Source organism: Endozoicomonas sp. ONNA2 (assembly GCF_024606365.1).
Lineage (GTDB): Bacteria > Pseudomonadota > Gammaproteobacteria > Pseudomonadales > Endozoicomonadaceae > Endozoicomonas.
Map to the genome: position 1 here is coordinate 1 of NZ_JAHHPO010000266.1, position 5,952 is coordinate 5,952.

Genomic DNA, 5,952 nt, shown 5'->3' on the forward strand with positions numbered 1-5,952 from the left:
TCAGACGGGAGAGCAATCCAATAAATTTTTTTGAGATTTTTATCAAATTTAACCAAATAACATCACAAATATACACGACGGCATATATATAAATAATCAAAAAAACAAGATGAACTGATTGTATGCTTATTAAACACTTGGCTATTTTATCCCCGGCAGTTTCTTATCATCGATAAATAATCCCTGAAAAATCAAAACGTAAAAGGTATAGACATTCTTATCCATTAGTTCTATAACGTAAATGTACGCATGCTTTTTTCATTATTGATTAAGTGTCGTTCATAAGGATTGCTAGACTACAGAGAACCATAATCAAGCAGTACGCCTTACAAGACTCACAACCATCAGGCGAGGGAGAAAATATATGTCCATATTTGCTCGTTACCAGCAGAGATACGAGTCCGTCCAACAGGAAGAGATGAGTCTCACAGAGTATCTGCAACTGTGCAAAACAGATCCCGGGGCTTATGCCAACGCAGCTGAGCGTATGCTCGAAGCCATTGGCGAGCCTGAAGTGATTGACACTTCGCGGGATCCACGCTCCAGCAGGATCTTTTCCAACAAACTGATTAAACAGTATCCGGCGTTCAAAGAGTTCTATGGCATGGAAGAAGCCATTGAGCAGATCGTCTCCTATTTCAAGCACGCCGCCCAGGGGCTGGAAGAGAAGAAACAGATTCTCTACTTACTGGGGCCAGTGGGTGGCGGCAAGTCATCCCTTGCGGAAAAATTAAAACAGTTGATGGAGCGAGTACCCTTCTATGCCATCAAGGGCTCTCCGGTATTTGAATCGCCCCTGGGTTTATTCAATCCGGACGAGGATGCCGACATCCTCAAGGAAGAGTACGGAATACCAAGCCGCTATCTCAAGTACATCATGTCACCCTGGGCCGTTAAACGGCTGAATGAATATGGTGGTGATATCTCCAAATTCCGGGTGGTTAAACTCTACCCCAGTCGTTTGAACCAGGTGGCCATCGCCAAAACCGAGCCCGGCGATGAGAACAACCAGGATATTTCCAGCCTGGTGGGTAAAGTCGATATCCGTCAGTTGGAAGAGTATTCCCAGGATGATCCGGATGCCTACAGCTTCTCCGGCGCCCTGTGCCGGGCAAACCAGGGCATCATGGAATTCGTCGAGATGTTCAAGGCACCCATCAAGGTACTGCACCCGCTGCTTACCGCAACCCAGGAAGGCAACTACAACAGTACCGAAGGCCTGGGTGCCATCCCTTATGAAGGTATTCTGCTGGCGCACTCTAACGAGTCCGAGTGGCAGTCCTTCCGTAACAACAAGACCAATGAGGCCTTTATTGACCGGGTTAACATCGTCAAGGTGCCTTACTGTGTCAGGGTCAGCGAAGAGATCCATATCTATGAGAAGCTGCTTGAACACAGCTCCCTCAAGGATGCCCCATGCGCACCGGATACCCTGAAAATGCTGGCCCAGTTCACCACCCTGTCCCGTATCAAGGATCCGGACAACTCATCGATCTACTCGAAAATGAAGGTGTACGACGGTGAGAACCTGAAAGATACCGACCCTAACGCCAAGCCTTTGCAGGAATACAAGGACATGGCCGGGGTTGATGAAGGCATGAACGGTCTTTCCACTCGATTTGCCTTCAAGATTCTCTCCAAGGTCTTTAACTTTGATCCTTCAGAAGTGGCGGCAAACCCGGTACACCTGTTGTACGTTCTGGAACAACAGATTGAACAGCACCAGTTCCCGGAAGAGATACATGACCGCTATCTGTCGTTTATCAAAGAGTACCTGACGCCCAAATACATCGAGTTCCTGGGCAAGGAGATTCAGACCGCCTACCTGGAGTCCTACTCTGAGTACGGTCAGAATATCTTTGATCGCTACATCACCTACGCTGATTTCTGGATTCAGGACCAGGAGTACCGTGATCCGGATACCGGCCATATTCTTGACCGTTCTGCACTCAGCGAAGAGCTGGAGAAAATCGAGAAACCGGCGGGCATTGCCAATCCCAAGGACTTCCGCAATGAAGTGGTGAACTTTGTGCTCAGGGCCCGGGCCAATAATGATGGCAAGAACCCCAGCTGGCTGAGCTATGAGAAGATGCGCACGGTGATTGAGAAGAAGATGTTCTCCAACACAGAAGACCTGCTGCCGGTTATCTCATTCAATGCCAAGGGATCCCAGGAAGATCAGCGTAAACATGCTGATTTCGTCTCACGCATGGTTGCCCATGGCTATACCGAGAAGCAGGTACGCCTGTTATCCGAGTGGTATATCCGGGTTCGCAAGTCGCAATAAAAACACACCCGCCTGTAACAGGGCGGGCATAACTCTCTTGCCCCGCACTACCCGGGGCAACTCTCATTCAAGCGAACATTAGCGACTATCGGGGAAGCGTCTTTATGAGCATCATAATCGACCGACGCCTCAACGGGAAAAAGAAGAGTACTGTCAACCGACAGCGTTTTCTGAGGCGTTACCGCAGCCTGGTCAAAGAGGCTGTACAGGATGCTGTTGATCAACGCTCAATCACCGACGTTGAAAGCGGCAGTAATATTACCATCCCGAAAAAAGATCTGAATGAACCGTTTTTCCACCATGGCCAGGGCGGCCATCATGGCCACGTTCATCCGGGCAATAAAGAGTTTAACCAGGGCGATCGTATCCAGCGGCCACCGGGTGGCGGCGGCCAGGGCACCGGTGATGGCAAGGCCAGTGACAGCGGTGAAGGCGCTGATGACTTTGCCTTCCAGATCAACCGTGATGAATTTCTGGAGTATCTGTTTGACGATCTGGCACTGCCGAATCTGGTCAGGAAAGAGCTGAAAGACAGCACGGACTACAAATTAAAGCGCGCCGGCTTCACCACCGCCGGCTCCCCTGACCGCCTGAATGTGGTCCGCTCACTGCGTGCTGCCCATGCCCGGCGGATAGCACTGTCCGGCAAAGACCGCAAAGTGATCAGAACCCTCAAGCGTGAGCTGCGGGAGATGGAAGTCAGCCCGGAAGAAGTTGACCAGCTTCAGGCCCGCAAGCTCCGTGAAGAGATCAACGTACTGAACAAGAAGTTGAAGCGCCTGCCATTTATTGATGATTTTGACCTGCGCTTCAATAACATGGCCAAAGTGCCCCAGCCTTCCAGCAAGGCGGTGATGTTCTGCGTAATGGATGTGTCCGGCTCCATGACCCGGGAAATCAAGGATATGGCCAAGCGCTTCTTCCTGCTTCTTTACCTGTTTCTGGAGAGAAACTACGAAGCGGTAGAGGTGGTCTTTATCAGGCACCACAGCGAAGCCCGTGAATGTGATGAGCATGACTTCTTCTACGCCAGGGAAACCGGGGGCACGGTGGTATCCACAGCCTTGCGCCTGGCGGACCAGATCATCACTGACCGCTATTCCCCCAACGAGTGGAATATTTATATTGCCCAGGCGTCCGATGGTGATAACTGGGAAGCCGACTCCAGTAAATGTCACGATCTTATCCTGGAAAAGCTGCTGCCGGTTTGCCAGTACTACTCCTATGTAGAAATTACCGATCGCCATCACCAGAACCTCTGGTATGAGTACAAGGCAATAGAGCAGGCACACCCGGGACATTTTGCCATGCAGCAAATCCGCGGTTATTCGGACATTTACCCAACCTTCCGCCGCCTATTTGAGAAAAAGGAGGGAAGCCATGCTGGAAGCTGAAGCACCGGTGAGAACACCGAAAAAAAGAAAAGAGCCGCTCTCTACCGGCTCTGACTGGACATTCGAGCTGTTGGAAACCTATGACCGGGAGTTTGCCCGGCTGGCGGACAAGTTCAGGCTGGACACCTACCCCAACCAGATCGAGGTGATCAGCTCTGAGCAGATGCTGGACGCCTATTCCTCTGTTGGTATGCCATTGATGTATAACCACTGGAGTTATGGCAAGACCTTCCTGAGCAACCAGCAAAACTACCAGCAGGGAAGAATGGGGCTGGCCTATGAGATAGTGATCAACTCCAACCCCTGCATCGCCTATCTGATGGAAGAGAACACCATGCCCATGCAGGCACTGGTGATTGCCCATGCCTGCTATGGCCATAACTCTTTCTTCAAGGGGAACTACCTGTTCCGCCAGTGGACCGATGCCAGCGCCATTATTGACTACCTGCTGTTCGCCAAGAGCTATCTTGCCAAATGTGAAGAGAAGTACGGCATCAGCGCCGTCGAGGACGTTCTGGATGCCTGCCACGCCCTGATGAATCAGGGCGTCAACCGCTATGTCCGGCCAACGCCCATGTCGGCGGAGCAGGAAAAGGCCCGCTCACAGGAGCGTGAGGAGTACATTCAGCGCAACCTGAACGACCTCTGGCGGACCATCCCGGTGCGCGAGAGTGAAAAGGAGAAAAAAACCGTTCGCTTCCCCAGGGATCCGGAAGAGAACCTGCTGTACTTTATAGAGAAAAATGCGCCACTGCTGGAAACCTGGCAGCGGGAAATTATCCGCATTGTGCGCAAGGTGGCCCAATACTTCTACCCGCAACGACAGACCCAGGTGATGAACGAGGGCTGGGCAACCTTCTGGCACTACCACCTGATGCATGAGATGTACGACGAAGGCCTGATTACCGAAGGCTTTATCATGGAGTTCCTGCACTCTCACTCCAGTGTCGTATACCAGCCGGATTTTGATGACCCAAGGTACAGCGGCATCAACCCCTACACCCTGGGCTTCAATATCTTCCGTGATATACGCCGGATCTGTGAGAATCCGACGTCTGAAGACCGGGAGTGGTTCCCGGACCTGGCAGACACCGACTGGCTGGATGCGGTGCACTTCGCCATGGAAAACTTCAAGGATGAAGGCTTTATTCTTCAATACCTGTCGCCCAAGGTCATGCGGGATATGCGGCTGTTCAGCATCGATGACAACGAAGTTAACCCCTACCTTGAGGTGGATGCCATCCATGACGATACCGGCTATCGACAGCTGCGGGAAAACCTGGCGGCGCAGTATAACCTGGGAAACCGGGAGCCTAATATCCAGGTCTACAACGTGGATATTCGTGGTGACCGCTCACTGACCCTTCGTCACTACATGCATAAAGGCAGGCCCCTTGATAAGGACAGCACTGGTGAAATCATCAAACATATTCACCGTCTGTGGGGGTTTGATGTAAAACTGGAGTGTGTGGACGAAGAAAATATTGTTCAATATGAGCACACTCTGCCCAAAGAGAAGTAATAATCAATGGTCGTTTGAAAATCATCCCCGCCCGGGCGACCCCGCCCGGGAGACTCCGTAGCCAGAAAATCGAGGATAAAACATTCTGTTTTGCCAGATAAATTGTGATTCTATCTGCGCAGCAAAACGGAGTTTTCAGGCCCCGGCGGTTTTAAAAACAGCCCTTGATTACCCCCCCTATTCAGAACTTGATCTCCATTCTTCCTGAGCCGAAATGTGCCAGCCACAATGCATCAGCCCGGAGTTCACGTCCTTGATACGTCGTCAAGCTCAGCATTCAGGATGAACGGAGTTTGTCACCTGACAAATACATAAATAATTTTTGATACCACCGGACATATTCCTGGCTACAGGCTCTTTGCTGTTCTGCCATCTCTTGACCATTCCAAAAGGTGATTTGAACTATTTTCTGTTTTTATACTCCAATGTAAGGATGTAACTATACCTCAAATTTATATGCCTGAAAGCTTGCAAAAAGTCTTGAGTGTATTTGGTCACGGAATTCTCAATCACGTTTTTCGAAGATATAACCCGATGCTTCACTGACTACCCCCTGACCCTGAAAGAAGACATAAGGCTTTACCTGCCCTCCGGGTCTTGACAGGAAACAGAAATGAATAAATTATCTCAAACCAGTACTCTACCTCCAGCAGCCACTGTTGCGCCCTCGAACGAGCCTGAGCAAGTCGCTCGGGCTTTCCTGATTACCACTGATCGTACGTCATGAATCAGCTGCTATAATAAACGTC

At 50.5% G+C, this 5,952-nt stretch carries 3 protein-coding genes; all 3 read left to right on the forward strand.

Annotation, left to right across the window (positions count from 1 at the left end):
* Positions 1–364: 364 nt before the first annotated feature.
* The 3 genes from KDK14_RS04730 to KDK14_RS04740 all read left to right on the forward strand — a co-directional run bounded on the left by KDK14_RS04730 (position 365) and on the right by KDK14_RS04740 (position 5,203).
* Positions 365–2,287: a PrkA family serine protein kinase gene (locus KDK14_RS04730; RefSeq protein ID WP_257263867.1), complete on the forward strand. Its 1,923-nt coding sequence runs from the start codon at positions 365–367 to the stop codon at positions 2,285–2,287.
* 104 nt (positions 2,288–2,391) lie between these two features.
* Positions 2,392–3,681, forward strand: a complete 1,290-nt coding sequence (locus KDK14_RS04735) for a YeaH/YhbH family protein (protein ID WP_257263868.1) — start codon at positions 2,392–2,394, stop codon at positions 3,679–3,681.
* A complete protein-coding gene (locus KDK14_RS04740) occupies positions 3,668–5,203 on the forward strand; it encodes a SpoVR family protein (RefSeq protein ID WP_257263869.1) in 1,536 nt (511 codons plus the stop codon). Before KDK14_RS04735 ends, KDK14_RS04740 begins: the two co-directional genes overlap by 14 nt.
* The last annotated feature ends 749 nt before the right edge of the window (positions 5,204–5,952 follow it).

Excerpts from the sequence above, each read along its gene's own strand:
- KDK14_RS04730 (WP_257263867.1), top strand. The coding sequence starts at position 365 with ATGTCCATATTTGCTCGTTACCAGCAGAGATACGAGTCCGTCCAACAG.
- KDK14_RS04735 (WP_257263868.1), top strand. The coding sequence starts at position 2,392 with ATGAGCATCATAATCGACCGACGCCTCAACGGGAAAAAGAAGAGTACT.
- KDK14_RS04740 (WP_257263869.1), top strand. The coding sequence starts at position 3,668 with ATGCTGGAAGCTGAAGCACCGGTGAGAACACCGAAAAAAAGAAAAGAG.